The organism is Chryseobacterium sp., from assembly GCF_029240215.1.
In the GTDB taxonomy this organism is placed as follows: domain Bacteria; phylum Bacteroidota; class Bacteroidia; order Flavobacteriales; family Weeksellaceae; genus Chryseobacterium.
In genome coordinates this window covers 373,291-399,626 of the sequence record NZ_JARBTK010000003.1, presented here as the reverse complement: position 1 = coordinate 399,626, position 26,336 = coordinate 373,291, and the positions used below count along the sequence as shown (strand labels likewise).

27 protein-coding genes are annotated in these 26,336 nt (G+C 34.2%); 5 read left to right on the top strand and 22 right to left on the bottom strand.

Going from position 1 to position 26,336, the window contains the following annotated elements; all coding sequences use genetic code 11:
• Positions 1-3: 3 nt before the first annotated feature.
• The 17 genes from K0R77_RS09000 to atpB all read right to left on the bottom strand — a co-directional run bounded on the left by K0R77_RS09000 (position 4) and on the right by atpB (position 15,815).
• A complete protein-coding gene (locus K0R77_RS09000) occupies positions 4-996 on the bottom strand; it encodes a T9SS type A sorting domain-containing protein (protein ID WP_300351392.1) in 993 nt (330 codons plus the stop codon).
• Positions 997-1,111: 115 nt separating this feature from the next.
• On the bottom strand, positions 1,112-2,491 hold the full coding sequence (locus K0R77_RS08995) for a dipeptidase (protein WP_300351389.1): 1,380 nt from the start codon (positions 2,489-2,491) through the stop codon (positions 1,112-1,114).
• Between the two features lie 137 nt (positions 2,492-2,628).
• A complete protein-coding gene (locus K0R77_RS08990) occupies positions 2,629-2,886 on the bottom strand; it encodes a hypothetical protein (RefSeq protein ID WP_300351386.1) in 258 nt (85 codons plus the stop codon).
• Between the two features lie 126 nt (positions 2,887-3,012).
• Positions 3,013-4,161, bottom strand: coding sequence for a class I SAM-dependent methyltransferase (locus K0R77_RS08985; protein WP_300351383.1), 1,149 nt, complete (start codon positions 4,159-4,161; stop codon positions 3,013-3,015).
• 5 nt (positions 4,162-4,166) lie between these two features.
• Complete coding sequence (locus tag K0R77_RS08980) at positions 4,167-4,607, bottom strand: DinB family protein (RefSeq protein ID WP_300351380.1); 441 nt, start codon at positions 4,605-4,607, stop codon at positions 4,167-4,169.
• Positions 4,607-5,770, bottom strand: a complete 1,164-nt coding sequence (locus K0R77_RS08975; RefSeq protein WP_300351377.1) for a methylmalonyl-CoA mutase family protein — start codon at positions 5,768-5,770, stop codon at positions 4,607-4,609. The genes K0R77_RS08980 and K0R77_RS08975 overlap by 1 nt, the downstream gene beginning before the upstream one ends.
• A gap of 107 nt (positions 5,771-5,877) precedes the next feature.
• Positions 5,878-6,234, bottom strand: a complete 357-nt coding sequence (locus K0R77_RS08970) for a septum formation initiator family protein (protein ID WP_300351375.1) — start codon at positions 6,232-6,234, stop codon at positions 5,878-5,880.
• Positions 6,235-6,237: 3 nt separating this feature from the next.
• Positions 6,238-6,852: a uridine kinase gene (gene udk / locus K0R77_RS08965; protein WP_129536889.1), complete on the bottom strand. Its 615-nt coding sequence runs from the start codon at positions 6,850-6,852 to the stop codon at positions 6,238-6,240.
• 114 nt (positions 6,853-6,966) lie between these two features.
• Positions 6,967-8,820, bottom strand: a complete 1,854-nt coding sequence (locus tag K0R77_RS08960; protein ID WP_300351369.1) for a T9SS type A sorting domain-containing protein — start codon at positions 8,818-8,820, stop codon at positions 6,967-6,969.
• A gap of 132 nt (positions 8,821-8,952) precedes the next feature.
• Positions 8,953-9,258, bottom strand: a complete 306-nt coding sequence (locus K0R77_RS08955; protein ID WP_300351367.1) for an ATP-dependent Clp protease adaptor ClpS — start codon at positions 9,256-9,258, stop codon at positions 8,953-8,955.
• Positions 9,259-9,270: 12 nt separating this feature from the next.
• Complete coding sequence (locus tag K0R77_RS08950; protein WP_300351365.1) at positions 9,271-10,632, bottom strand: hemolysin family protein; 1,362 nt, start codon at positions 10,630-10,632, stop codon at positions 9,271-9,273.
• A gap of 96 nt (positions 10,633-10,728) precedes the next feature.
• Positions 10,729-11,598, bottom strand: a complete 870-nt coding sequence (atpG, locus tag K0R77_RS08945) for an ATP synthase F1 subunit gamma (protein ID WP_300351363.1) — start codon at positions 11,596-11,598, stop codon at positions 10,729-10,731.
• 72 nt (positions 11,599-11,670) lie between these two features.
• Positions 11,671-13,248, bottom strand: a complete 1,578-nt coding sequence (gene atpA / locus K0R77_RS08940) for a F0F1 ATP synthase subunit alpha (RefSeq protein ID WP_300351360.1) — start codon at positions 13,246-13,248, stop codon at positions 11,671-11,673.
• Positions 13,249-13,265: 17 nt separating this feature from the next.
• Positions 13,266-13,805 carry an ATP synthase F1 subunit delta gene (gene atpH, locus K0R77_RS08935; RefSeq protein WP_300351357.1) on the bottom strand — a complete coding sequence of 180 codons (540 nt, stop codon included), beginning with the start codon at positions 13,803-13,805 and terminating at the stop codon, positions 13,266-13,268.
• Between the two features lie 2 nt (positions 13,806-13,807).
• Positions 13,808-14,302, bottom strand: a complete 495-nt coding sequence (locus K0R77_RS08930) for a F0F1 ATP synthase subunit B (protein WP_300351354.1) — start codon at positions 14,300-14,302, stop codon at positions 13,808-13,810.
• Between the two features lie 104 nt (positions 14,303-14,406).
• Positions 14,407-14,625 carry an ATP synthase F0 subunit C gene (locus K0R77_RS08925; RefSeq protein WP_056014715.1) on the bottom strand — a complete coding sequence of 73 codons (219 nt, stop codon included), beginning with the start codon at positions 14,623-14,625 and terminating at the stop codon, positions 14,407-14,409.
• Positions 14,626-14,663: 38 nt separating this feature from the next.
• Positions 14,664-15,815, bottom strand: coding sequence for a F0F1 ATP synthase subunit A (atpB, locus tag K0R77_RS08920; protein ID WP_267607490.1), 1,152 nt, complete (start codon positions 15,813-15,815; stop codon positions 14,664-14,666).
• A gap of 459 nt (positions 15,816-16,274) precedes the next feature.
• On the opposite strand from atpB, the gene ffh reads away from it, so the two are divergent.
• Positions 16,275-17,636: a signal recognition particle protein gene (gene ffh, locus K0R77_RS08915; protein WP_300351341.1), complete on the top strand. Its 1,362-nt coding sequence runs from the start codon at positions 16,275-16,277 to the stop codon at positions 17,634-17,636.
• Positions 17,637-17,754: 118 nt separating this feature from the next.
• Here the strand turns inward: ffh and K0R77_RS08910 are convergent, their stop codons facing one another.
• The 5 genes from K0R77_RS08910 to K0R77_RS08890 all read right to left on the bottom strand — a co-directional run bounded on the left by K0R77_RS08910 (position 17,755) and on the right by K0R77_RS08890 (position 21,687).
• Entirely contained in the window at positions 17,755-18,390 is a 636-nt protein-coding gene (locus K0R77_RS08910; RefSeq protein ID WP_300351338.1) for an OmpW family outer membrane protein, read from the bottom strand.
• Between the two features lie 89 nt (positions 18,391-18,479).
• The gene (locus K0R77_RS08905; RefSeq protein ID WP_300351334.1) at positions 18,480-19,136 is read right to left on the bottom strand and encodes an outer membrane beta-barrel protein; all 657 of its coding nucleotides are present in this window, start codon (positions 19,134-19,136) and stop codon (positions 18,480-18,482) included.
• A 209-nt stretch (positions 19,137-19,345) separates the two neighbouring features.
• A complete protein-coding gene (locus tag K0R77_RS08900; protein WP_300351331.1) occupies positions 19,346-19,849 on the bottom strand; it encodes a hypothetical protein in 504 nt (167 codons plus the stop codon).
• A 129-nt stretch (positions 19,850-19,978) separates the two neighbouring features.
• On the bottom strand, positions 19,979-20,635 hold the full coding sequence (locus K0R77_RS08895; protein WP_300351328.1) for a porin family protein: 657 nt from the start codon (positions 20,633-20,635) through the stop codon (positions 19,979-19,981).
• Positions 20,636-20,730: 95 nt separating this feature from the next.
• A complete protein-coding gene (locus K0R77_RS08890) occupies positions 20,731-21,687 on the bottom strand; it encodes a PhoH family protein (RefSeq protein ID WP_300351325.1) in 957 nt (318 codons plus the stop codon).
• A gap of 127 nt (positions 21,688-21,814) precedes the next feature.
• On the opposite strand from K0R77_RS08890, the gene K0R77_RS08885 reads away from it, so the two are divergent.
• From K0R77_RS08885 to rpsF, 4 genes are all read left to right on the top strand, one after another.
• The gene (locus K0R77_RS08885; protein ID WP_300351322.1) at positions 21,815-22,642 is read left to right on the top strand and encodes an SAM-dependent chlorinase/fluorinase; all 828 of its coding nucleotides are present in this window, start codon (positions 21,815-21,817) and stop codon (positions 22,640-22,642) included.
• Positions 22,643-22,705: 63 nt separating this feature from the next.
• Positions 22,706-24,022 (top strand): dihydrolipoamide acetyltransferase family protein, encoded by a 1,317-nt coding sequence (locus tag K0R77_RS08880; protein ID WP_300351319.1) that lies wholly within the window; start codon positions 22,706-22,708, stop codon positions 24,020-24,022.
• Positions 24,023-24,466: 444 nt separating this feature from the next.
• Positions 24,467-25,831 (top strand): chloride channel protein, encoded by a 1,365-nt coding sequence (locus K0R77_RS08875; protein ID WP_300351316.1) that lies wholly within the window; start codon positions 24,467-24,469, stop codon positions 25,829-25,831.
• A 132-nt stretch (positions 25,832-25,963) separates the two neighbouring features.
• A complete protein-coding gene (gene rpsF / locus K0R77_RS08870; RefSeq protein WP_264750155.1) occupies positions 25,964-26,305 on the top strand; it encodes a 30S ribosomal protein S6 in 342 nt (113 codons plus the stop codon).
• Positions 26,306-26,336 lie beyond the last annotated feature (31 nt).

Below are 26,336 nucleotides of genomic sequence, written 5' to 3'. Positions count from 1 at the left end.
TATTTATTTTTTGATGAATTTCTCAGTAGAAATACCATCTTTAGTTTCTACGTTGATTAAATAAGTTCCAGCTGAAAGAGATTTAACATCTACTTTATCTCCATCTAATTTTACACTTACTTTTCTACCTGTCATATCAGTTACAGAAACATTATTGATTTTAGAATCTGTTTTGATGTTTAGGATATCTGAAGTTGGGTTAGGATAAACAGAAATGACACTTCTTTTATTTACAGGGACAGTATTTACATCATTAATGGATAATGTTGCAGTATTTCCAAATTGTGCCAAAATATTATCAATACCAACAGTATTATTTACTGTGTTTCCAGTTGCAGTTAGATTTTGAAGATATACATCTTTTGCAACCATTCCAATAATTTGATCAGGATCAGTGGTAACAGAACTTCCCCCTCCTGGCCAAGACCACGTCATAGCTCCTGTTGTTTTATTGTATGTATAACTTACAGTTACCCAAGTATTAACAGGAAAAACTGGTGCACTAGCATCTGCTACAGCAAGATAAAGAGTTGGTACACTAGTAGCATTATAAAAAGTTCCTAATCCATTCAACTTTTTCGTAGTAACATTATATGTAAATCCTCCAATAGCTACTGTTGTTGTACCTGCGGTGCCTACTACAACAAATCTGTACTCGCCTGCTCCGTTAGAAGACCCTGTATAAATATCAGCTGTAGCTTGTACAATATTATTTGAAGTTGTAGCAACAACGGTTGTTACTCTTGCTGCAGTTCTATTATTAGGATTTGATGTTGCTACATATCCATTTCCACTTGTAGTAGTTAATGATAGACCATGTGCCGCATCTATCGTAGTAATTTGATAGTCAGTAGCTGTACCACCAGATGTTAACCAAGAATTTTGCGTTCCAAGATTACCTGATATTAATGAGCTAAAATTTTCGTTTACTATAACCTGCCCAAACATCATCATTGTTGCAGAAGTCAACAATAAAGAAGATAGAATTTTTTTCATAAAATTAATTTTAAATTATTTAGCGTAAATATAATAAAGTTTAACATAGTGAATTAAAAAAAACTGTTAAAATTTAAAAAATCCTCAAGAAAAAATTCTTAAGGACTTATTATCATTATTTAGAATAGTTTTCAAAAAATAAAGGTATGCTTTCAATTCCTTTATAGAAATTGAATAAACCGTAATGTTCATTCGGTGAATGTATTGCATCAGAATCAAGACCAAATCCCATCAGTACAGATTTTGCACCCAAAACCTGCTCAAACATTGACGTGATAGGAATACTTCCACCACCTCTGTAAGGAAGAACTTCTTTTCCGAAAGCAGTTTCCATTGCATTTTTAGCGGCTAAATATTCTTTTGTATCAGTTGGCAAAACATAAGGTAATCCACCGTGATGCGGAGTAACTTTTACTCTCACATTATCAGGAGCTATTTTTTCAAAATATTTCGTGAACTTTTCTGTAATTTCTTCCGGGGTCTGATAAGGAACCAAACGCATAGAGATTTTCGCAGAAGCTTTTGATGGAATGACAGTTTTTGCACCTTCTCCCGTATAACCACCCCAAATTCCATTACAGTCTAAAGTCGGACGGATCGAAGTTCTCTCTAAAGTGGTGTAACCAGCCTCACCTTCCACTCCATTTAAGCCGATAGATTTTTTGAATTCTTCAGGATTATCTTTCAGCTTATTCATTTCAGCTCTTTCTTCGTCTGAAACATCTTCTACATTATCATAAAAACCATCAATGGTAATTTGTCCGTCATCATCAATCAATTTAGCAATCATTCTTGAAAGTACATGAATAGGATTCGGAACTGCCCCACCATAAAGACCTGAGTGCAAGTCTCTGTTTGGACCCTCCACTTCCACTTCTACATAGCTTAAACCTCTCAGACCGGTAGTCACAGTCGGTTGCTCGTTACTGTAAATATGAGTATCAGAAATTAAAATACAATCACAAGATAATTTTTCTTTAAATTCATTCACAAAATCACCTAAACTTACAGAACCTACCTCTTCTTCACCTTCAAAAATAAATTTAATATTACAGGGAAGAGAATTTGTTTTCATCATCGCCTCAAAAGCTTTGATCTGCATAAAAAACTGTCCTTTATCATCTGCAGAACCTCTTGCAAAAATAGCTCCTTCAGGATGAAGTTCTGTTTTCTCAATGTAAGGCTCGAAAGGTGGTTTTCTCCACAATTCTAGCGGATCTGGTGGCTGAACGTCATAATGACCATAAACCAAAACCGTTGGCAAATTTTTATCGATGATTTTTTCTCCGAAAACAATTGGGTAACCTTTTGTCTGGCAAACTTCTACATTGTCTGCACCTGTATTTTTAAGATGTTCTGCTACTTTATCAGCGCATAATAATACTTCATTTTTATAAGCCGGATCAGCAGAAATTGAAGCGATTCTCAATAATTCAAACAATTCATCTACGAAACGGAGTTTGTTTTCGTTGATGTAATTTAATGTCTCTTGCATTGTAAATTTAATTTGGATAAATTTAAAAAAATTGAACTGTCCCAACAAACAAAAACCTTGTTTTATATTTTAGGAAAGCTTTAAAAACAGTAAATCCCGCACAAGTGCAGGATTTACGTATATTTTTTTGAAAACAATTAGTGTCCTGCTTTTGCAGAATCTGCGTGTTTTGCTGTTGCGCTGTCTTTCTTAGGAGCTTCAGTTTCGTGAGCGCCATGAGCCGGAGTTTCACTTGCTGCTTCAGCAGTGTGACCGTCGTGACCGCCTTGATGATCGTCAGAATATCTTTCTACTCCTTCTTCAAGTTTCAAAGTATTCTTGTTTCCTCCTGCCTGAATCTTTTTGCAGCTTACTGCAACTGTTGCGATGGCCAAACATATAATGAATTTTTTCATATGATTTATTTATTTTTTAAAGGTCATTTGCAATCGCTAAATCTTCATTGATGACAGGCAGAGCGATTTCATGTCTAAATTTTGATTGCCCAAAAGTAAGAAATATTGCATTTTTCGGCAACATTTTTATACTGATTTTAATATTATTTTCCCTTTTTTGGATTGTGTAAAAATAAGATAGTCATTTCCGCCATCTTTCAATCCATATTTTTTCTTAATGTCTTCAGGTTTTAGCGGATAGTTTTTAGAAATAATATTAAATTGTTCTTTCTTTTTAATCTGCTTACTGTCAATTACTTCCATTTCAAAAATCCTTCCTGGAAAGGCATTGATTTTATTTTCAGAAGTATAAATATGAGTGTTTGGATGAAGTTTTTTCAGATTAAATTTTTCAGAAATTAAATTAAAAATTCCTCCCTTTAAAATCGTATTATTGGGAATATAAATAAATTTTTCGGGTTCCGAAAACTCTGCATGAGCATTTTCCTCGCTTCCAAATTCGAAAATAAATTCAGATTCTTCACTTTCTAAATTGATACAGTGGCATTTAATCTTTCCCGAATTTTCGTTGGATAAAAAAACAACGACTTCTTTCACATCATTTTTAACCGCAATAATATCAATTCTCAAAATGTTTTTCAGAACAGATATGAGATATTTCAAATCTATAAGCGGAGAAAGTTTAATTACAACTTGCTTAGAAATTGAGAGCAACTTTTCCTGGATTTCAAGAATGTTTGGCGACAAATCTTCCAAAAGAAAAACTTTATTTTTTTGATTGTCTCTTCGCGCCGGATCAAGATAGATTACATCAAAATTTTCAGTGTTTTCATTGAGAAAATCTTCCAGTTTTTGATTAATGAAATTTGCTTTTTTGTCTAAAATACTCCAGTTATGTTCTACAATTTTTAAAAGCTCAGTATTTTGTTCGATCAGAGTAATTTCACCAAAATTTTCAGAAAAATAATAAGCATCAATCCCAAAGCCGCTTGTGAGATCAATGAATTTCTTTCCATTTAAAATTTGAGATTTATAAAAAGCTGTCTTTTCCGATGAAGATTGCTCAAGACTGAGCTGTGGTGGAAAAACAATTTCTTTTTTCAACAAAAACGGAAACTTTTTCTGTGCAACCTGTTTTCCTTTAATCTGCTGGACGATTTCCTGCATGGAAACTTCTGGAAAGGGTGATTTTTTCAATAATAAAGAATGCAGATCTGCATGTAGATTTGCGTCAATATAATTTTGAATTTCTTTATTTAAAATTGGAATTTCCAAAGAGCTTATCTTTTATAGAAAATATAATCTGTTAGTATTGGTTTAATACCATTTTGTTTCAATAAAGAATTGATCTGACCTCTGTGATAAGTCGAATGATTGACTGCATGAAAAAGTATTTCGAAAACAGTATTTTCAAATTTTGCACCTCTTGAATTGTGATATTCAATTCTTTTGTCAAAATCTGAATTTTTAATAATTCCAATACTTTTCAGATAGTTTTGATGATTGATTTCGTTTAAACTTTCAAATGGATTAATTTGCCAGACTTCAAAAGATTTTTCATTCAAAATCCTTGAATTCCAAATCTGTTGGGCATTTAAGGTATGATTGATTAAGCTGATTGCTTTTTCGTCTGCTTTTGAAATATTTTCAGAAATAGTTTTTATCATTTCTTTGTTGAAATGATAGGTGTATTCGAACAGATCAATTAACTTATCCTTCATTATTCAAACATTTCAGCCCAACGAACGGCTTTAATTTCTTTTTCATTATAAAGCTCTTCTACAGACTTTTTAACGTCTAATTTCGGATATAAATTAACTCCAATCAGTTTTATCTTTCCTTCTTCAACCCATTTCTGTTCTTCTACAGCTTGATCGTAGATTTTTTTCTGAAGGATTCCTTTTTTTAAAGTTTCCAAATAACCTCCTGAATTTTCAATTTCTAAAAAGAAATTCCAAGATTTTTCTGCAATTTGCCGGGTGATATCTTCAATATAATAACTTCCGTTGGCCGCATCTTCGAAAACATTAATAATACTTTCGTAAGCCAGAACAATCTGTTGTTTGAATGAAATTTCCTCAGAATTCTCAGTATTTTTTCCTATCTGATAATTGATACTGAAAACTGCATCTGCACCGCCAATCATCGCTGCTGCGAGTTCTAAAGTAGAACGAATCAAATTATTTTCACTGTCTGAAATTGATTTATTTCTTAAAGATGTTTCAGTAAAAATGTAAGGAATATCATCCAAACCGTATTCTTTAGAAAGCTGATTAAAAACAAGCTTAAATGCACGGATTTTAGCCATTTCAAAGAAGTAGTTTCCTCCAATTGCCAATCTGAAAATTAATTTATTTAAAATCTCAGCGCCATAAATTTCAACTAATTCTTTTGTTTTTGCCAAAGCAATTGCCAACTGCTGAACGATAGACGCTCCTGAATTTTGGTGAATTGAAATATCAACACAGATATTTCTTTTGAAACTTTTTGCCAATAATTCTCTGACTAATTGATCATCAATCACTGCATTATTTTCATCAAAAACATCAATCAGAGAAAAATATTGATCCTCGTCTTGCGGACTGATGTGTTCTGCCAAGTCTTTATTATTGATAAATATTGTCTTGTTTACAAGATTTTCTACATTTTCATTAAGCAAAAATGCAAAAACATCCTCTTCCAAAGTTTCGTGATAAGTTGCTACCAAATGAGTATTTTCTTCAACTTTCGGAAGATTGGTCAATAGCTTTTGAACGTCATTATAAAAGGGCTTTACATCAATTCCTTCTAAATTTTCTTTTTTCAGAATGGTATAAATATCTTCAGTTTTCAGCTGCTTTTTAACTAAATTTTCCCAGTTGGAAAAAGTTTCTATGTGTGACATAAATAATGAGTATGAATTAATCAATTGTGAAAGGTCAATTCGCTTTGCTTGTCAATTTCAAATTCACTTACGGAGCAAAATTGACATTTGACCATTCACTAAAAATATTATTTTTTGGCAATATTTGCGCTGTCTACCACCAGAATAAAAATTTCTTCATTCGGTTTTTTCATGAAATAATTTTCTCTGGCATATTTTTCTTTTTCAGATTTATTATTCATCAGCTTTTTATAGAATTTGTCGTTCTTTTCGTATTCTGATTTATAATATTCGAGCTGTTCTTCGTATTTACCAATCTCACCGTTCAGTTCATTGATTACGAGAAACGAGGTTTTATCGAAAAATATCATCCACACCAAAAAAAGACATATCGCAATCACATATTTATTCAAAACATAATTCTGAAAAAACTTAATGGTTTCCGATTTGGGTTGAATGTCTTTAATTAATTCTTTTTCAGCCATTTTTTAATGTTTTCGAAGTGAATTTTTAATAACTGTCGTTAAAAAATCTATCGCTACAGAATTCTGTTTCATGTTGGGAATTATCAAATCTGCATCATTTTTTGATGGTTCGATGAATTCCTGGTGCATCGGTTTCAAGGTTGTTTGATAACGATGTAAAACCTCGTTAAGATCTCTTCCTCTTTCCTGAGTGTCTCTTCTGATCCTTCTGATCAGTCTTTCGTCAGAATCTGCGTGTACAAAGACTTTTAAATCAAATTCTTTCAACAATTCTTTGTTCGTTAAAACCAAAATACCTTCTACAACCAATACATTTTTCGGTTCTACGGTAACGTGATCTCCAGTTCTTGAGTGCGTTACAAAACTGTAAACAGGCTGCTCAATCGCTTCATTATTCTTTAATGCTTTTACGTGTTTCAGCATCAGTTCAAAATCTATTGACTTGGGATGATCGTAGTTCAACGCTTCTCTTTCCGTCAATGTAAGATTATGATTGTCATGATAATAATTATCCTGAGACAAAATATTCATTCCTTCAATGTCAAGCTGCTGAATGATCTTATCAACAACCGTAGTTTTGCCGGATCCTGTTCCTCCCGCAATTCCTATTACAAGCATTCTAATATAGTTTTTACAAATATACTATTTTACTTTAAAGCAAATAAATTTATTGTATTTGGAATTCATCATTCAAAAAAAAATCCGACGTAAAATACATCGGATTCTTTAATTTTATTTTTTAATAAACTTGCTTGAGAGATTTAACTCTTTTATGGTTAAAAGATAATTTCCGGTTTCAAGACCTGAAACATCGATTTTATTTTTATCTTTTCCAAGGGTTGTTTCCAACACCAATCTGCCTTCCATGTTATAAATTTCTACCTTTTCATTCTTGGTGAATTTTAAAGATACATTTAGAATATCCGAAACAGGATTAGGATAAATTGAAATAATATCTCTCTTATCAACATCACTTACACTTAATTGGCAACTGTAAGCCGGAAGTACATATCCTGTAGTAGTAAATTCCTGTGTAATTATATCGACATCATTACAGGTAAAGCCAAATTGTCCCAACATATCAATTGCAGCCTGTCTTACTGCGATTGCTGCATTTTGCTGATTCGTAAAAGATCCTGTTAATGATAAGCCTTCCAGAAAAGCTCTGTCAGTTTTTTCTTTTCCGATCTGACTGTAAATTCTCATCAAAGCCGAAGCCCAGATCTGTCCGTCAGTATGAATTGAACCTACGATTCCGGATGGATAAGTTGCTGTATAATTGGTAACTCTACCTGCCCAAAACGGATTGTGACCATCCCAACTAAACATCCAATGATAAGCAGGAGCAGATGAGCTCCACTGATTCAAACTTCTGCTGTAAGATTGTGCCCAATAATCTCCGGAGCCTTCACCCAAGCCTTGAGTCTGAGATGCATTTCCATTGGTCAGCCAATCATGAATACCGTGCCCCAATTCATGAATAATTACATCTGCATCTTCTGCATCATCAACACCACCTTCCCCAAAAGCTAACGTATCATTTGATGGAATGTAATGAGAATTATCAGATCCGCTCAACCCGTGAGGGTCAAACCTTAATACTCCATTATATTGTAAAGGCACACATTGGATTCCCAAAGTAAGATTAATATAACGAAGGTTGTTATCGAGATGCCAATAAGCATTTACAGCTTCAAAACCCTGCTCATTTCTGTTAAAAAGAAACTGATTTGATGCCTGTGTAAATAATCCTGTCGCAGGAGATTCTAATTCCTGAATCTCAACAAAGGTTCCTTTTAATTTATAAACACCTCCAGCCAACTCCAATTCGGGAATTGTAACTAAAGTTCGTGCTGCATCGAGACTTGCATTGGTAGCATCACTTCCGTCAACATATTGTCCTCCGTAAGCTATCTGCACTTTGGATAGCGGATCTGGTTCAAAAATATAACCGGAACCTGTTCCTAATATCGTTTTTTGGCTTTCAGACTTTTTTTCTTTATTTTTTTTCTTAGGATCTTCCTTTTCATCATGATGATATACAGCAATATCTTTCACGCTAATGATTTCTCCTGTTTGTGCGTCAATAATTGTTTCCCAACTTCCGGGATTGTCATGAGAATTGGTTAAAACTCTATATACCAATTTTGTATCACCAATATCTGTAAGATAAACAAACAGTTTATTTTCTTCATAGATCGTTTTACCTGCTGATTTTGCAGCAATATGTGCTTTTGTTAAAGCTTCCGAAGCGGAAAATGAAGGGATTGTATTGATTTCTTTTATACCATTTTTCAGATTTTCTGTTCCTGTATAAGAAATATTTCCTGATTTATTAAAATGAACTATAATTTCGGACTGAAAAACCGGAACATTCTTTATCGTCTGTTGAAAACGTAGTGTTTCTCCCGAAAATCCTTTTTTGACAAAGCTTAATTGTAAAGAAGTGTAATTCGGAATTTGCAAATTCCTTGAGTTTTCGGTGATCCATTTCTTTGCAGGACCTTCTAATGGTGACTCTTGAGCAACTACATTTGAATAGGATAACAAACATCCTAATAACAGAGAATTAATTTTTAACTTCATATTTGCTTAATTATTGCCTACTAAAATAGTTAATTTATTTGAAAAACAACAATTTATTCAAAAATCCGTATTAAAAAAATATAAAAAACTAATAATTAAACAAAAAAACTCCAACAATTGTTAGAGTTTATATTATACGATTTCGCTTGTTAAGCTTCTTGAAATTAATTTTTCGTGCATGGGTTTCAAAACATCCATAGAGCCTGTTTTTACTGTGCATTTGCCTTTGTAATGTACGAGCATTGTACATTGCTCGGCTTGTATGAGATCATGTTTACAAATCTCTATCAATGCTTCGATCACATCATCAAAAGTATGAATATCATCGTTATGCAAGATCAGTTTGTACACTTCATCAGTTTCATCCAAAACAAGAACTTCTTCTTCGTACTGACGTTTCGGATTTTCGTAATCTTTTATTCTATTATAAAAAATCATTTCCTAAAAATTTTAATCATCTCCAAATTTATCTAAAATATCATCTACGATATTATTAGGTCCATTATAAATCAACTCTACCATTTCAACACTCTTATTATTCATTTTTAAGATCTTGAAATGATAATTTTCTAAATCAAATTCCTGGTTCTCTTCAGGAATGTCTTCTAAGGCGTGCAGAATAAATCCGGCCAAAGTATTGTACTCACTTTCTTCAGAGACCGTTAGTTTTTTAGGTAAAGATTCGTTAATCTCATCCAAAGGCTGAGTCGCTTTTACCCAAAATATATTGTCTCCTACTTTATCAACCAATTTTTCTTCATCATCTTCTTCATCCTGAATTTCTCCTACCAATTCTTCTAAAATATCTTCTAAAGTAATAATTCCTTCAGTACCACCAAATTCATCAATTACGATTGCCAAATGTTGTTTTTTCTGCTGGAAAATTTTAAGCAAATCTGAAATCTTCTTGCTTCCGACCACAAAGAATGATTCACGCATCAGTTCTCTAAGATCTTCATGGCTCAATTCTCCTTTTCTTTTAACGAATTCTCTGATGATTTCTTTTGTGTAAAAGACACCAATTATATTATCAATAGAGTTTTCATACACCGGAATTCTAGAATATCCGCTGTCCATGATCTTATTGATAATTTCGTTTAAATCATCTGCAAAATCAATTGACGTGATATTCTGTCTCGGAACCATGATTTGTTTTGCAGAATGGTCTGTAAAATCAAATGCATTTTTGATAATCTCGTAGTTTTCTTCTTCAATTTCACCGCTGTCTGCACTTTGTTTTACCAGAAGCTGAAGTTCTTCTGTAGAGTGAATTTCCTGTTCAGATGCGGGATGAATTTTCATTAATCTTAAAACTCCGTTTGACATTAAATTCATCAACCAGATAAATGGCTTGAAAATGGTATAAAACACTCTCAACGGAACTGCGGTTGCCATTGTCGTAGCTTCAGCTTTTCTGATGGCAATGGATTTCGGAATCAATTCACCAAAAACGATATGCATTACCGTGATAATCAAAAAACTGATCACAACAGAAATAGTAGTGACAGTAGATTCGCTAAAATTAATATTAAGTGAATGAAATAAGTTATCTATTACATGATGCATTGCACTTTCACCTACCCAACCTAAAGCTAGTGAAGCTAAAGTAATCCCAAGCTGCGTTGCAGAAAGATACTCATCAAGATGTTTGATAATATGCTCTGCCTGCTTCGCCATAGAATCACCTTCGGCGGCTTTGAGCTGAATTTGAGAATAACGAACTTTAACAATTGAAAATTCTGCGGCTACGAAAAAGCCATTTAATAATACAAGAAACAAAGCTAATAGTAGCCTGACTATGTCCGAGTCCATTTAGAAATTATAATTTATTGTACAAAGATATACAAAATAAAACTAACAAAAAAAGCACCGAAGATATCGATGCTTTAATATTTTTTGAATATTTTATTACGAGTTTTTCAAAGCTTCTGCTCCTGAAACGATTTCTAAGATCTCATTTGTAATAGCAGCCTGTCTTGCTTTGTTGTAGAAGATCACCAAATCATTCTTCAGTTCCTGTGCATTGTCTGTTGCTTTGTGCATCGCTGTCATTCTGGCACCGTGCTCTGAAGCTACAGAATCTAAAACTGCTTTGAAAACCTGAGTTTTGATCGATTTTGGAATTAAATTATCCAAAATTTCGTTTCTGTTTGGTTCAAAGATATAATCTGTTTCAACCTGAGTTTCTACAGCATCAGTTTCAACCATTGAAATCGGAAGAACTTTTTCCGTGATCACTTCCTGTGTAGCAGCGTTAACGAATTTATTGTAAATTACATACACTTCATCAAATTTACCTTCTCTGAAGTTGCTCATTACCGTTTCGGTAACGTTTGAAACTACATCAAAACTTAACTTATCAAAAACACTGCTTTCATTTGAAAACACTGTACGGTTTCTTCTTACCGCATCATAAGCTTTTTTACCAATAGTAAGAACTTCAATTTCGTACTGAGAATTATTCTGAAACTGAATATTCAGTTCTTTCACAATATTTGAGTTAAATGCACCAGCCAAACCTCTGTTTGATGTAACAGCGATGAAAAGTACTTTTTTAACCTCTCTTTTTTGAGCATAAATAGAAACCTGATCAGGATCTGAACTAGAATTTACATTCTGAATGATCTCCTGCAATTTTTCAGAATACGGTCTCAACATTACGATGGCATCCTGCGCTTTTTTTAGTTTCGCTGCCGAAACCATTTTCATAGCACGCGTGATTTGCATCGTAGATGAAATTGAACTGATTCTTCCTCGTATTTCTTTTAAGTTTGCCATTAATTTGGATTCAAAAGTTTATGGTCTAAAGTTTAAGGTTTAAAATAAATCTAAACCTTAAACATTTGATTTTTAGTTATATTTAGAAGCTAAATCATTAGCTGCCTGCTTAAGAACACCTGTGATATCGTTATCAATTTTCCCAGCTTTGATTGCAGCCATTGTTTCAGGGTGCTTAGATCTTAGGAAAGAGATGTACTCGATCTGGAATTCTTTTACTTTGTTGATAGGAACGTTTCTCAATAAGTTCTCTGTACCTGCATAAATCATAGCTACCTGGCTATCAACAGGAAGCGGAGAGTTTACCGGCTGCTTCAAAAGTTCAACGTTTCTTTCGCCTTTAGAGATAACCGCTAAAGTAGAAGCATCAAGATCAGAACCGAATTTAGCAAATGCCTCCAGTTCTTTATATTGAGCCTGGTCTAATTTAAGAGTACCAGAAACTTTTTTCATTGATTTGATCTGAGCATTACCTCCTACTCTTGATACAGAGATCCCTACGTTGATCGCAGGACGCACCCCTGAGTTGAATAAATCAGACTCCAAAAAGATCTGTCCGTCAGTAATAGAGATTACGTTTGTTGGAATATATGCAGAAACGTCACCTGCCTGAGTTTCAATAATCGGAAGTGCAGTTAATGAACCACCACCTTTTACGATTGGCTTCAATGACTCTGGTAAATCATTCATTTGGCTTGCAATTGTATCATCAGCGATAACTTTTGCAGCTCTTTCCAATAATCTTGAGTGAAGATAGAAAACGTCTCCAGGATAAGCCTCACGTCCCGGTGGTCTTCTCAATAGTAGAGAAAGCTCACGGTAAGCAACTGCTTGTTTAGATAAATCATCATAAATGATCAAAGCCGGTCTACCAGTGTCTCTGAAGAACTCACCAATAGATGCACCAGCCATTGCAGAGTAAACCTGCATAGGAACCGGATCTGAAGCATTCGCAGCAACAATTACGGTATATGCTAAAGCTCCTTTATCAGAAAGAGTTTTAACAATTTGAGCTACCGTAGAAGCTTTTTGCCCGATTGCAACATATATACAATATACAGGATTTCCTGCATCAAAAAATTCTCTTTGGTTGATGATCGTATCAATTGCAACAGTAGTTTTACCTGTCTGTCTGTCACCAATGATCAATTCTCTCTGGCCTCTTCCTACAGGGATCATAGAGTCTATTGCAACGATACCTGTCTGTAAAGGTTCAGTTACCGGCTGTCTGTAAATAACACCAGGAGCTTTTCTTTCCAACGGCATTTCGTACAATTCACCTTCGATAGGTCCTTTACCATCGATTGGGTTACCAAGAGTATCAACTACTCTACCCAACATACCTTCTCCTACTTTGATAGAAGAGATTCTGTTTGTTCTTCTTACTGTATCTCCTTCTCTTACCAATTTACTTTCACCTAAAAGAGCTACACCTACGTTGTCTTCTTCTAAGTTTAGTACGATACCTTCTACATCGCTAGCAAATTTTACCAACTCACCGTATTGTACATTTTCTAACCCGTATACACGAGCAATACCATCACCGATGGTCAAAACTGTACCTACTTCCTCAACGTTTGATTGAGTGTCGAAGTTGGCCAACTGTTGTTTTAAGATCGCAGATACTTCTGCCGGATTTATTTCTGCCATTATATGGTTGTTTTTTCTTAATTTAAATGAAAATCTTTTTTGATATTATTAAGCTTAGATTTTACAGATGCATCAATCTGCTGATCACCTACTCTTAAAATATATCCTCCTAAAATATCAGGATTGATGGTAAGATTTAAGTCAAAGTTTGAACCTGCTTTTACTAAGTCTGTAGATTTTAAAATCTGATCAATGTTTTCTTTTGAAAGCTGAGTTGCTGTTGTAAGAGTGATTCTCTGTACGCCATTGATATCTTCAACTTTATTGATGAATTCCTGAGCAATATTTTTTAAATGATTTTCACGACCATGTCTGATCACTAAAGTAATCAAATTCTGAGAAACAAGTGAGAAACCTTTAAAAATCTCTTTAGCAACGTCCTCTTTCTTTTTTGCATCGATGTAAGGCGTCTTGAAAAATTTGTTTAAATCCTCAGATTCAGACATCACTTTCTTAACATCTTTCATTTCAGAAAACACAGCAGCAGTTTGTCCTGATTCGTTTGCGAAATCAAGTAAACCTTGTGCGTATCTTTTAGCTACTTTAGATGTAAGCATTCTTAGTTAAGATTAGATTTGTTTAAATAATTTTGAACCAGCTCGTTCTGAGCTTCGCTGTCCTCTAAATTTTTCTGTAAGATAGATTCTGCAATATTTACAGATAAAGCACCAATCTGAGTTCTGATTTCTGACATTGCAGCATTTTTCTCAGTTTGGATGGTTTGCTTAGCAGCATCAATGATTTTATCTCCTTCAGCTTTAGCAATATCTTTAGCTTCTCCTACAATTCTGTCTTTAATTTCTCTTGCTTCTTTAAGGATAGAATCTCTCTCAATTTTAGCTTCACGAATGATTCTTTCGTTATCAGATTTAAGATCTTCCATTTCTTTTTTAGCCAATTTAGCCTGATTCAAAGCATCAACGATAGAAGCTTCTCTGTCATTTACTGCATTTACAATTGGTTTCCAAGCAAATTTAGCAAGGATAAATAATAGGATAGCGAATGTAAGCGTCATCCAAAACAAAAGTCCAATTCCAGGTTCTATAATTCCCATATCTGTAATTCTTTTTTTAGTGTAATAATTTATGGATATCTTTTTTAAAAATCCTTAGCAGCAGCCAACCGCTTCACTGCTAAGAATATTTTTTCTGAGGATAATTACTTGATGAAAGCACCAAAGATAATCGCAATAAGACCAGCACCTTCGATAAGACCAGCAGCAATAAGCATTGCTCCTTGAATCTTACCAGCTTGTTCTGGCTGTCTAGCGATAGCATCCATAGCGTGCCCACCGATTTTACCAATACCAAGACCTACTCCTAATACTGCTAAACCGATACCTACGTAAATTAATCCTGTTCCAGTTGTGATGTCCATAATAAATAAATATTTAGTTAAAATTATTTTTCGTTTAATTAAGCTACCATTGTGTCGTGACCTACACTATCATCATCATTATGTGCATGATCGTGATCGTGCTCTGCAACTGCAATACCGATAAACAATGCTGACAATACTGTAAAGATATAAGCCTGTAATGCCGCAACCAAAAGTTCCAATACAGAAACAAATAATGCCAATGGTACAGATGCAAATCCTAAGAATGGTGATTTAAAAATAAAGATCAATGAGATAATCGCTAAGATCATAATGTGACCTGCAGTAATGTTTGCGAAAAGTCGCATCATCAAAGCAAAAGGTTTTGTAAAGATCCCGATGATCTCGATTGGAACCATAATTGGGTATAACAATAATGGAACCGGTGGCATAAAGATGTGTTTCCAATAATCTTTATTAGCACTGAATAATGTAATCAACAATGTAATGATTGCCAAAACTGAAGTGATTGCAATATTTCCTGTTAAGTTAGCTCCACCAGGAAAGAAAGGAATCAATCCGAATAAGTTGTTGAACCAGATAAAGAAAAATGCTGTCAATAAATAAGGCATATATCTTTTATACTTTACAGAACCGATATTTGGAATAGCCACTTCGTCTCTGATGAATACAATTACTGGCTCTAATAATTTCCCTGCTCCTTTCGGTAACTGAGATTTTTTGTAATTTTTAGCCATTCCTAAGAAAATCACCAGCATAAAGATTACTGATAAAAACATTGATGCAGTATTCTTTGTGATCGACATATCAAAAAATACGTCGCTTGCTTTTTGTTTTCCTGAAATCACAGCAAAAAGAGTTGCTTTTTCGATTCCTTTAGTTGAGACAACCTGACCTTCATGTAAAGTATAGCCATCATGTTCGTGACCGTGAGCAATATCTTTAGATAAGAAAGTATGCCATCCTGTATTATCTTTAATAATAATAGGTAATGGGATAGAAAAATGATCTTCTTTTCCGTTTTCATCTTTAGTAGTCCATAAATGCCATTCGTTAGAATCACTGATGTGTTCCATGATCATCTTTGTAGCATTGAAGGGCTTGTCGCCTTCTGCATGCTCTACCTTTTCAGCTGATTTTTCACCTTCAGTCTCGTGCTGTGCAGCGGCAAAACTGCTCATAAACACAAATAAAAATGCGAAAAATAACGAAGAAACTTTTCTGTTCATATCTCTTTTTTAATCGTGTGCAAATATATTGATTTTATTAAACTCTACCAATATTAAAAATTGATATTTATCATCAAAAAAATCACGGTTTGTTAATCTGCTTTATTACCGGCGTATATATAGTTACGGATGCAACGATAAAGCAAATTATAATCAATAAAAAATTATTTTTTGTCTTCTCTATTATTAATAATGAAATGATCAGCCACAATAAATCTTTAGAAATATTAAGTGTCAGAAATTTCATTCCGGCGTTTTCTTTCCCGTACAGATATTTTTTAAATATTATAAATACGATAATATTCAAAATTGCTATTAAAGAAATGACAATAAAGCTATCCCAAAAATTCATTTTGCAAAAATAAGATTATAATTTACATTCAAAACAAATCTCTTTATACTATATATGATAAATTATTAAAAATTCCTTATTTTTGCACACTATAATTTACAATCAATATGTTCAATAGTTTACAGGATAAATTAGACAAAGCACTTCACAATCTTTCCGGACGTGGAAAAATTACCGAAATCAACGTTGCGGAAACCGTAAAAGAGATCCGTAGAGCATTGGTAGATGCCGACGTTAATTATAAAGTTGCTAAAGACCTTACAAAAAGAGTTCAGGATAAAGCTTTAGGTGAAAACGTTCTTACCTCTCTTACTCCGGGACAGTTGATGACGAAGATTGTTCATGATGAGCTGGTAGATTTGATGGGAGGTTCTCAGGAAGGAATCAATCTTTCAGGAAAACCGTCTGTAATTTTGATCGCAGGTCTTCAAGGTTCGGGTAAAACTACTTTTTCTGGAAAGCTTGCTAATTATTTAAAAACTAAAAAGAATAAAAAACCTTTATTGGTTGCGTGTGACGTTTACCGTCCTGCTGCAATTGATCAGCTGAAAGTTCTTGGTGGACAAATCGGTGTACCTGTTTATACTGAAGAAGGTGCAACAAATCCTTCTACAATTGCTGAAAATGCTATCAGCTTTGCTAAATCTAATGGTCACGATGTTGTTATCGTGGATACAGCTGGTCGTCTAGCAATTGACGAGCAGATGATGAGCGAAATCAAATCGGTTCATTATTTCATTAAACCAAATGAAACTCTATTTGTTGTTGACTCAATGACTGGTCAGGATGCTGTGAATACGGCAAAAGCATTTAACGAAGCTTTGAATTTTGACGGTGTTGTTTTAACGAAATTAGACGGTGATACTCGTGGTGGAGCTGCTTTAACGATACGTTCTGTGGTTGAAAAGCCAATCAAATTTATCTCTACCGGAGAAAAAATGGAAGCTTTAGATCTTTTCTACCCGGAAAGGATGGCCGACAGAATCTTAGGAATGGGAGACGTTGTTTCTTTGGTTGAAAGAGCTCAAGAACAGTTTGATGAAGAGGAAGCAAAAAAACTTCATAAGAAAATTGCTAAAAATGAATTTGGTTTTGATGATTTCTTGAAGCAAATCAATCAGATCAAAAAAATGGGGAATATGAAAGATTTGATGGGAATGATTCCGGGAGTCGGAAAAGCCATTAAGGATGTTGAGATAAGCGATGATGCATTTAAACATATTGAAGCAATTATTTATTCTATGACTCCGGACGAAAGAAGAAGACCTTCTATTATCAATACTCAAAGAAAAAGCAGAATTGCCAAAGGTGCAGGAAGAAAAATTGAAGATGTCAACGCTTTGATGAAACAGTTTGACCAAATGGGAAAAATGATGAAGATGATGCAGGGACCACAAGGAAAACAGATGATGCAGATGATGAGCAAAATGCCAAATATGCCTGGAATGGGCGGAATGTTTGGCAAATAATTATCTCAATTTCAAAACACATATAACTCTCAGAATTCTCTGGGAGTTTTTTTGTGATAAATAGAAAAATCTGACTCAGTTTTGAATCGGATTTTTCTATTTAAATCAAAATGACAGATTATTTATCTGTTTTTTGAGATTTAGATTTCAGGAAGTAAGAAAAACCTAAATTAACACCGAAAGTATTTACCTGAGTTTTTACATCAACACCTGAATACGTTTCTTTGTTTGAAAACTGATCAAAAGAAACACCTAAATTAATACCCAAAGATTGAGTAGCCATATAAGTAACTCCCGCTTTAGCTTTCCATGCAAGACCATCTGTCGTAGTCTCATCACTGAAAGTTTCACCTAAGAATTCTGTTTCTCCACTGTTTTTCACAGATGCATAACCAATCCCTGCACCAACATAAGGTACTAATTTGCTGTCATTAGCAAAATAATACGTTGCATTTGGCATGATAGAAAAGCTTGTAGCAGTAGATTTAATTCCCTCGTATTTAGTAGTGGCAGTCAAAAGATTTGCTTCAATACCAACAGCTAATTTATCAATAACAAAATATCCTACAGAAGGTGATACAGAAAAAGTACTCACTTTTGGTCCGTCCTCAGACATTCCTTCTGCTTTAAATTTTGTGCTTACATTGTTAAATCCAGCACCAGTATTTCCACTGAATACCCAGTCACCTTTAGTCATTTGAGCATTTGACAATCCGAAAAGTGCAATTGCACCAATAAGTAATGTTTTTTTCATTGTAATGATAGTTTAAAAGTTTTTATTAAGTTTAAAAAGTCCTGAGAACTAACTCAGGACTTAATTTTATATATTTTGTAATTGTTTAATTACTTTGCAAATACATATTTAACACCGATTCCTACATTAGCAAGGTTTAAACCAAAGCTATAGTTATTTGTAGCATCACCGTCTTTTGGTTTGAAGTTATTGTAACCAAATTCTCCGATTGTAGCTTCAATAGTCCAGTTTTTGTTTAAGAAATAATCTAAACCTGGTTTTACAGTTACCCCTACAGAAGTATACTTCGCTTCAGAAGAAACAGAAGAAGTAGACGTAGTAGTTCCTGTTGTAGTTACAGAAGAATTTTCAACTTCAGTTTTTCCGAACTGCATTGGTACAGCCAATTGACCGAAGAAATACAATTTGTCAGATAAAGTCCAGTATTTTCTTGCGAAAGGAGCCACAACGAAAGCTGGGTTCTTAGTTTCAAAAGTGTTTACTGTAGTTGATAAAGGATTAATAGTAGTTGTAATTGAAGTATCTTTTTGAGTTTGGAAACCAACTCCTAAACCTACTGCAAAGTTTGGTGCTACGAAAAATCCAGCTGTAGGAAGTACGTTAAAGTTTTCTGATTTAGAATTTCCGTTGTTAGTTTCTTCTTGAGAATAACCAACAGATCCTGATAAATATACAGTTCCTTTAGCGATCTGAGCGTTTGATAAACCGAAAAGTGCAACAGCACTTGCAATTAATAATTTTTTCATTTTGAATAATTTTATACTTTCTGAGTGCAAATGTATAATGACCAAATCTAATATTAAAATTTGTTAACATGATAAAAATCACTCATGGATATTGACTTTTTCGGATTAAAATCAAATCAGAGAGAATTAATTAAATAAAATTTAAAGAAACCAAATAAAAAACTCCAATTTTGCAACTGGAGTTTAATATTACTTGTTTTAAAAATATTTTACTTTAAGAAGAAATTGATTCCTAAGTTGACGGCCCCGAAATTAGAATCTACCCTTCTGTCTCTGTCGAAATCTCCTCTTTCACTTCCTATATTCTGGTATCCCAAATAAATTTCAGCTTTTGGCAACTGAAATCCTACTTTAGGATAAACATACAAACCGCTGTCGATACCGTCTTTTGTAGAAATAGCTCCACCAAGATCAAGACCTACAAAAAGTGGAACGCTGCTGAATTTATATTTACCTGAAGCTGCCAGAGGAACAAATCCGAAATCATCCCATCGGTCTTTCCCGAAAAAATGTGAATATCCTGTTGCGATACCTACATCTAGACCCTTCATCACAGTCCACATATACGCTGCATCTACCCCCAAAGTAAATGAAGCATAATCTGCCGCATCACCAACCGGAGCACCAATGTGACCTCCCAATTTAAAACCTTCCTGCGCCTGAGCTGCACCACCAAACAATGCAAATGCACCTAATAATAGTAATTTTTTCATTTCTAATTATTTAAAGTTTATTATCAATTAATGATTCTCTACAGCAAAATAGATGCCGCTTGATACCACATCATAAAAAAAGCAGGACAAAATTTGCCCTGCTCTATTGTATTTATTAATTTTTAAATCTTAATTTCCTCCGAATTTAAAACCTACACCAACTTGTAAGAAGCTGTTAGTTACCTTTCCTTCACTTTTAGAAAGATCTGATACACCATAGTTATATCTTGCATCAAAGAACAAACCGTTTTCCAACATGAATTCTGCACCTAAAAAAGGAGCTATATTTAAAGTGTTAACTTCATCTTTAATATCTACATCATCATCACCTTCAAGTTCTAAACCAGGAATACCGATACCTGCATCTACAACAGTTTTTTGCTTTGCAGAAAGAATTACTCCAAAACTTGCACCTAAAGCTACCGAAAGATTTTCAGTAATAAAATATTTTGCCGAAACAGGAATTAATAGAGTTCCAAAAGTAATTTTTGTTTTTTCTCTGAAATAAGTCTGACCCTCGCTTACATTATAATCTTCCTTACCACCTAGAGGTGAATATAGCAATTCTCCCTGAATACCAAATGTATCACTGAACTTATGTTCTACAAGCCCACCTATATAAAAAGTATGTGATGGATCTGTGCTTCTTTCTTCCAAGTCGTCTTGATCTTCGTCAACCTTTATTGTTGATAAAGAATAACCAGCCTTCACACCAAATCTTGTTTCTTGAGCTTTCACTGTAACTCCCATTAAAATAACAGAGGCAACTAATAATAATTTTTTCATAGTTTAAAGTTTTAACAAATTTTAAGAGCCCAAATATATCACTTTTTATAGAATGACAAAATATTTTCAAAAAAAATATCAAAACTTAAAAAAACTTATTCTCTTGACCTCTTGTCTTCTTCGTTGTATGCAAGAATGATTTTCTTTACTACAGGATGTCTTACAACGTCTTCTTCCGTAAGGTAAACAAAACCTATTTCTTTCACATCTTTCAGAATTCTCATGGCTTCTTTTAAACCTGAATGTTGTTTCGGTGGCAAATCTATTTGTGTTGGATCTCCTGTGATGATAAATTTAGCATTCATACCCATTCTTGTCAAAAACATTTTCATCTGAGCGTGGGTTGTATTTTGAGCTTCATCCAAAATTACAAACGCATCATCCAAAGTTCTTCCTCTCATAAATGCTAGCGGAGCAACTTCAATAATTTTCTTTTCCATAAAACCTTCCAGCTTCTCATGCGGAATCATATCCCGAAGCGCATCATATAAAGGCTGCAAATAAGGATCAAGCTTTTCCTTTAAATCTCCCGGTAAAAACCCAAGACTCTCCCCTGCTTCAACTGCAGGTCTTGTCAGAACAATTCTTTTCACTTCCTTATCTCTCAAAGCTCTTGCTGCCAAAGCAACACTTGTATACGTTTTACCCGTTCCTGCAGGTCCGATCGCGAAAACCATATCTTTTTTCTCGGTTTCCTTTACGAGTCTTTTAAGATTGGTAGTCTTAGCTTTTATTATTTTTCCGTTGACGCCTTTTACAATGATGTCCTGATCAAAAACCAGGTGTTTTTCATTCTCATCCTTCAGATTAAGAAAATTTTCTATGTCTTTGAGCCCGATAGAATTGTTTTTGGAAATGAAACTGACAATATCATCAAGTTTCTGCTTAAATATATCAAGAGCTTCCTGATTTCCCATCGCAAAAATATGGTGATCTCTGCCGGTAATTTTAAGGGTTGGAAAGCTGGATTTTATTAAATTGAAATATTGGTTATTAACTCCGTAAAAGTTTTTTGCATCAATACCTTCTAAATCATACGTTAATTCAAACATGCAAATATTTTTATTATTAGATTTTAAATTTAGAAGTTTTTTTTCAGATTCAAATCAAATTCTTATCCACATTATTTATTTCTTTCCTTTTATTTTAGATAAATTTGCACTTCTATCAGATTTATTCATGTCAATTATTACCCTTACCTCAGATTTCGGACGTTTAGATTACAGAGTTTCGGCTATGAAAGGGAAAATCCTGTCTTTGAATCCTAAAGTCAACAGTATCGATATCAGTCATGATATTCAGGCATATAACCTTATTCAGACCTCCTACATTGTAAGGAATGCGTACCGTTATTTTCCCAAAGGAACCATTCACATTATCGCCGTTGACAGCTTTTTTCATAAATCAAGAAGAAACATTTTATATAAAGCTGATGGCTCTTATTTTTTAGCAGCTGACAACGGATTGCTGAGTTTGATTTTTTTTGATATTAAACCTGAAGCGATTTACGAAATTACTTTAAACAACAGATTTGATGATGTCGTAAATTTTACGTCGACGGATGTTTTCGTTCCCGTTGCTGTACATTTGGCAAATGGCGGACTTCCTGAAGTGATTGGAAGAAAAATTGAGGATGTAAAACAGCTTTTGTTTCCAAAACCGGTTTATAATGAACCCGAAAAGATGATAATCGGTGAAGTAATGTACATTGATAATTTCGGAAACATAATATCAAATATCAGTAAAGAATTCTTTGAAACTTTAGCGAAAGGTTTCGAAAAATTTACCATAAAGTTCAGAAATTTGAGTTTATCGAAAATATACTCAAGCCATACCGAAGTAGTCACCGACTGGGACAGAGAAACCGAATACCACGGGCAATCAGCGGCCATTTTCAACGACAGTCAACAACTGGAACTGACCATTTACAAAGGCAGCAAAAAGAACGGTGCCAAAACCCTTTTCGGATTAAATGTCGGCGAAAATATTTACATCGAATTTTTCTAAAATTATCTATTTCATAAAAAAACCGATTTTTTTTATATATTTGTCAAAATCTAAAATTAGAAAATGGCAGAATACAAATTATTGCTTCCTTCTATGGGTGAAGGCGTGATGGAAGCTACGGTGATCACTTGGTTATTCAATGAAGGTGATCAGGTAAAAGAAGATGATTCGGTAGTAGAAATTGCAACAGACAAGGTAGATTCGGATGTACCAACACCGGTTTCGGGGAAAATTGTAAAAATCCTTAAACAAAAAGACGAAGTTGCAAAAGTAGGTGAAGCCATCGCTATTTTAGAAATTGAAGGAGAAAGCGGAAGCACAGCTGCAGAAGAAGTAAAAACTGAAACTCCAGCTCCGGATGCAGAAACAATCAAAGCAATTGAAAAGCCTTTAAATCCAACTTCTACTTCTCACGTAGAATTTTCGGGTGATCTTTACTTATCACCTCTTGTAAAATCTATTGCTCAACAGGAAAATATTTCTGAAACTGAACTGAAAACCATTAAAGGGAGCGGTTTAGAAGGAAGAATCACTAAAGAAGATATTTTGGCACACGTTTCCAACAGAGGAAATCAGCCTCAATCAGCTCCACAACAATCTGCTCCGGTTCAGGCAGCGTCTACTCCACCAGCGGTAACTTCAGCTCCTGCTTCTACAATTTCAGTAGCTGCAGGTGACGAGATCATTCCTATGGACAGAATGAGAAAAATCATCGCTGAAAACATGGTAAAAGCAAAACATATTGCTCCTCATGTGACTTCTTTCATCGAAACAGACGTAACCAACGTTGTAAAATGGAGAGCTAAAAACAAAGACATGTTCGAAAAACGTGAAGGTGAAAAACTGACTTTCATGCCAATTTTCGTGAAAGCGATTGTGAAAGCAATTCAGGATTTCCCAATGATCAACGTTTCTATTAATGGTGATAATATCATTAAGAAGAAAAACATCAATATTGGTATGGCAACTGCTTTACCAGACGGAAACCTTATCGTTCCTGTAATCAAAAACGCAGATCAGTTGTCACTTTCCGGATTGGCAAAAGCAATCAACGATTTGGCTTATAGAGCAAGAAACAAAAAATTAAGACCAGAAGATACTCAAGGAGCTACTTATACAATTTCAAATGTAGGAAGTTTTGGAAATTTGATGGGAACTCCTATTATTCCTCAACCTCAGGTTGCAATTATGGCCATTGGAGCAATCGTTAAAAAACCTGCTGTTCTTGAGACTAAAGATGGTGATGTGATTGCAATCCGTCAGTTAATGTTCATGTCTCACTCTTACGATCACAGAGTGGTAGACGGTTCTTTAGGTGGAATGATGTTGAAGCACGTTCACGATTACCTGCAAAATTGGGATCTTAACACTGAGATATAAGTAATGGATAATTGGTAATGAGTAATTGCCAATTGTTCTTTTAAATATAAACCTTCGGATTTTTCCGGAGGTTTTTTTGTTATTCTAGCACACAAAGTTTGTCATTCCGTAGGAATCTCGGTATGGCTTTTATATGCGTTGTTTAGATTCCCCCGGAATGACAAAGATGCTGTTACAATTATTCAAAAGTCCTAATCCAAATTATTATTCAACAGCCTTTTTATTTGTCATCCAACGCTAAATTTGTCATTGCGGTGGAATCTAAATAAACTTATAGAGATGCTTACAGCATGACAAGCCAGCTGTTAATTACTGATCCTAATTATTCCTGAAAATTATGTACTGTATTAAATAATCACATCTGTAATTATAAATATCGAAATTATTAAACATCATTAACACCTGAAATTTTCATTTTAATAAAAATTAATCTATTTTTGAGTTATGCGCAAAATTTTGTTATCGATCCGCAAAGGACTCAAAAAATCCTTCGACAACATCCGAAACGAACAACTGAAGTACAACCTGCTTCAGGCAATTCCTTTTTGGATTGGTTCAGTGATTACCGGTTTTTTTGCAGTGATGTATGCTGAAATTTTCGCTTGGGGAGAAAAGCTTTTAGATTGGATGCTTAACTGGCACGACTGGATGATCTTTATTGTTGCTCCGATCGGTTTTGTTTTGTCGTGGTGGCTGGTAAAAGAATTTGCACCCAACGCAAAAGGCAGCGGAATTCCACAAGTGATGGCTGCCGTAGAATTGGCAAACCCGAAAGAACACAAAAAAATACGAAGTCTTTTAAGCTTAAAAATTATTGTTTTTAAAATCATCTCTTCCGTTGTTTTAGTAATTGGAGGTGGTGCAGTAGGTCGTGAAGGTCCAACTATTCAGATTGCCGGTTCAATTTTTAGAAAAGTCAATGAATATCTTCCGGAATGGTGGCCGAAAATTTCGAAGAAAAATATGATTATGACTGGCGCCGCCGCAGGATTGGCAGCTGCTTTCAATACTCCGCTTGGTGGAATTGTATTTGCGGTTGAAGAACTTTCAAAAACACATATTAATTACTTTAAAACAGCACTTTTCACAGCGGTAATCATTGCAGGTTTAACGGCACAGACTTTAGCTGGTTCTTATTTATATTTAGGTTATCCGAAAACAAATGATGTTTCCTTAATGGTGATGTTTCCTATTATTTTAGTTGGTGGAGTTGCAGGAATTTTGGCAAGTCAGCTTTCGGTAACCATGCTTAAAATCAATGAGTGGAAGAAAAGAAAATTAAAAAATGACAGAGCCAATGTAGCCTTTTTAATATTATGTGCTTTAATTATTGCTTCTATCTCCTTTTTCATCAGTAAAGAAATTTTAGGTTCGGGTAAAGAAATTATGGAACGTGTCCTTTTCACTCAGGATAAGCATGAAGACTGGTATGTTCCTATTCTAAGAATGTTGGGTCCTGCCCTATCTTTTACTTCTGGTGGCGCAGGTGGAATTTTTGCTCCGGCTTTGACAGCAGGTGCAAGTATAGGGTCGGTTATTTCAGGAGCAATTCATTTAACTCCAAATGAAACAAATGTGGTAATTCTTGCAGGAATGGTTGCATTTCTTACAGGAATTACAAGAGCTCCTTTTACTTCCGCAATTATCGTTTTGGAAATGACAGACAGACATTCATTGATTTTCCACCTGATGTTGGCAGGAATGGTTTCTTCCATTGCTTCAATATTAGTAAGCAGGCATTCCTTATATGATGTGTTGAAAGTTAATTTCCTTGCTGAAATTAGAAGTAAAGAAAATGAAACGGTTTAGATTTTTCTATTTAAAAATTTAAATCCACAAAAATCATTAAATAATTTCATCATATAACATCTGATTCATTGTGTATTATAAATATAATTCATATTTTTGCACCTCGAAATAATTAACAAATTCATTTACATTATGAACAATTACGAAACTGTTTTCATTTTAACTCCCGTTCTATCTGATGCTCAGGTGGAGGAAGCAGTGAAAAAATTTGAAGATCTTATCAAAGAAAAAAACTGTGAGATTGTCACTAGAGAAAATTGGGGATTGAAGAAATTAGCTTATCCAATTCAATTAAAAAAGAATGGATTCTACACTTTAATCGAGTTTAAAGGTGAAGGAACTGTAGTTGCTGACTTAGAATTGGCATTCAAACGTGACGAAAGAGTAATTCGTTACCTGACTACAAAACTAGACAAGCACGCTGTAGAGTACGCTGTAACTAGAAGAACTAAACTTAAAGCTTCAAGAGCTTAATTACTAACCCCAAATTTAAAAAAGACAAAGA